General features: G+C 45.7%; 1 protein-coding gene. It reads left to right on the forward strand.

The window, feature by feature from the left end:
* On the forward strand, positions 1–2,914 hold a 2,914-nt coding region (locus tag MiSe_RS48200), incomplete at its 5' end, for an Ig-like domain-containing protein (RefSeq protein WP_226594494.1).
* Positions 2,915–3,561 lie beyond the last annotated feature (647 nt).

Here is a 3,561-nt window from a genome sequence, read left to right on the forward strand (position 1 = left end):
GCGCATCTCTCAAGGGGAGTCTTTGTTTGACTACAAATCCGGTGAAGACACCAATACTTTTACCAATAAAAACTTCCCGCGTCAGAAAGTTACTCTCAAAGATTTAAGCGCCGCAGATATTCAAAAAACAGAGGAACTAATCGGCAATTCTATTACAAATCCTGCCATCCGCGAAGCTGCGATTATTGACCTCGTACTGACTAATTTTGACCCCAGTATTGTGGAAGCAGCGATCGCATCCCAAACCCCCGATAGTATACTTGCGATCGCCATCCCACCCAGAGCATTTGAAGACTTTGCCAGCACCTCCGCCAACACCCCCGTAAAAATTGACGTGCTGGGTAACGATGAAGGGACAATCGGAGTACCGCTAGTGATCGCCAACTTCGATCCAACCACAACCAAAGGCGGCACCATCAAACTCGATGATAACGCCACACCCGACAACCAGAGCGACGACCAATTAATTTACACCCCACCCGCCAATTTTACAGGCATTGACAGCTTCAATTACACCCTCACCGACGGCAAAGAAACCAGTACATCCAAAGTCACCATCTCCGTACCCGTTTTCAACTTAAATAACCTCAACGGCAACAACGGATTTGTCATCAATGGCAATAACGCCGGAAACTTTTCCGGAGTCTCCACCAGCAGCATCGGCGACTTCAACGGCGATGGCTTAGACGACTTAATTATCGGCGCATTTGGAGCCGATCCCAACAACATCAACGCCGCCGGAGAAAGCTACGTTTTATATGGCAGTAAAGCAGGTTTCCCCGCCAACATTACCCCAGCGAATCTGAATGGAAACAACGGCTTTATTATCAATGGAATTGATGCCAATGGCTTCAGCGGCGGTGCCGTTAGTAGCGCCGGAGATCTCAACGGCGATGGACTCGATGACATCGCAATAGGCGCGTTCGGCGCGACAGCCAACGGTAAAAATAATGCAGGCAAAACTTACATCCTATTTGGCAGTAAAACTCCCTTCCCCGTCCGCTTCAATTTATCCGACTTAAACGGCAACAATGGATTTGTCCTCAACGGCGTCAACGAATTTGATTACTTAGGCTTATCCGTCAGCAAACTCGGCGATCTCAACGGCGATAGTTTAGATGACTTGCTAGTAAATGCTCCTGGCCCCTTGAATAGTTCTGCTGGCAAGAATTATATCATTTACGGTCGCAAAGGCGGTTTCCCCGCTAGCCTCAACGCCTCAGATATTAACGGCACAAACGGCTTTGTCATTAACGAAACTGACGGCAATTCTGGCAGTTCGGTTAGCGGCGTCGGCGATATCAACGGCGATGGCATGGCTGACTTAATAGTCGGTACAGATGGCGCCAATCCCGATAGCAATACACCCGGTAAGAGTTACGTCGTCTTCGGTTCCAGAACCGGCTTTTCTCCGGTATTAAACCGCGCCGAACTTAACGGCAAAAACGGCTTTATCATCGAAGGCATCGAGATTAATACCAGTACCGTCGTCAGCGGTGCAGGCGATATCAACGGTGACGGTGCAGATGACTTAATTGTTGGCATTTCTGAAGCCAATGCTAACAATAATATTGCCGCTGGCAAGACTTATATTATCTTCGGCAGCAAAACGCAATTCCCCGCCGTTTTCAACCTTTCCCAAATTAATGGCAACAACGGCTTTATCCTCAATGGCATCGAACCAGACGAACGTTCTGGCATCTCCGTTAGCGCTGTCGGAGATCTCAACGGCGATGGCTTTGATGACTTGACAATTGGTGCTTCTGGTGCATCTGTTGGTAGTAACAACGCCGCAGGCAGAACCTATATTTTATTTGGCACCAATCAAGGTTTCGCCGCTAACATCAACTATTCCGATTTGAATGGAAACAACGGCTTTTTCCTCAACGGTGTCGCTGCCGATGACTTATCTGGTACTTCTGTAAGCGGTGCAGGCGATATTAACGGCGATGGACTCGATGATGCGATTATTGGCAGTCCTGGCAGTTTATTTAATAACGCACCTGGAAAGAGTTTTGTTGTATTTGGCAACGCAGCTTTTGGTGGAATTTATCGACCCACTTCCACCCCCGCCGACTTACAGTTAATTAAGACTAGCAGTAGCACCACTCCCTACATTGGAGATTTAGTTACTTTTAGCTTGGTTGTCAGCAATAATGGCGCGGGAATTAGTCGCCAAATTAAAGTCAGCGATTTGTTGCCACCAGGAATGAGTTTAGTATCCGTTTCATCCGAACAAGGGACTTATGATAGTATCACCGGAATCTGGGATGTTGGTAATCTGAGAGATGGGATTAGTCGGACTCTGAATATAGTTGCCAAAGTCGATGCGATCGCCAGCAATACAAACACAGCAGCAGTGACAGCAGCGCGAGAAACTGACCCTGATTCTATCCCCAATAATAATAACCCCAACGAAGACGATCAAGACTCAGTGATTTATAGCGTTGCTGGAGGCGGTGGCTTAAGTTTGGTCTTTGACGAAGCTTATTATCTTGCTAAGCATCCAGACGTGAAAGCAGCAGTAGAAAAGCGCAAATTCAAGAATGGTTTTTCTCACTTTGTCAGACATGGAGAAAAAGAAAATCGGGAGTTCCGAGTATGGGTGTTTGATGAAAGCTATTATCTTGCCCAAAATCCCGATGTGAAAGCAGCAGTGGAAAAAGGAAAGTTCCGCAATGGATTGAGACACTTCATCCAACATGGACAATTTGAAGCACGCAAACCCAATGCCATCGATCCCAGTTCCAAAACCTTGCAATTCGATGAAGATTATTATCTCCAACAAAATCCCGATGTGAAAAAAGCGGTAGAAAAGCGCAAATTCCGCAGCGGATTTGCACATTTTATCGAGTGGGGACAAATTGAAGGACGCAAATCGAGTCCGTTGGAGAAAAATATTCTTCCGGGTTAGGACTTACTCTCCGATCAAATATAACGTTGGCATTGCCTATTAAAAGAATAACAGGCAATGCCTACCCTACAATTTTTACCAGAAAAAATGGGTTGTTAGCCTCCTCCTTTGAGGGGAAAGGAAAAATTAATTTCCCTAGCTCCCAATCCTATAAGCTTTAGGGAGCTGAGTACTGTCAACTGTCAACTGTTAACTATCAACTGTTGAATGATTATGTGAGGAAAATTATGCGTCGGCTTCGGTTTTTGGTTGTGGCGATCGCTCGTTATGGCAAACAAGAAATATGGGTTTGTAACTAATTATAATCCCTAGGGAAACTTTAATGGTCAAAGACCGTACTGAAAAAACTGTGGGGGGCGTTACAGCGGTTCCCGCTGTTATGAGGTACAGTAACAGCAATTAGCAAACCAATTTCTTAAATGTTGAGGATTCATTAAGTTGAGGGCTACTGCAATTATTCTATCAATCATGGAGGTGGTAGTTGGAGCGAACATCCGCACAAAAGATTTGAGTTGTGACCCTGACGGGGTGACAACCCCGTCAAAACATGCGTAAAATCAAGGACATAGCCCTCAAACCTCTCTGAAAGAATGGCAGTTTGTTGCGTCTTATTCTTATTAACTCACCTATAATCTCTTGACAGAATT

It is taken from the genome of Microseira wollei NIES-4236, from assembly GCF_020521235.1.
GTDB lineage: Bacteria > Cyanobacteriota > Cyanobacteriia > Cyanobacteriales > Aerosakkonemataceae > Microseira > Microseira wollei.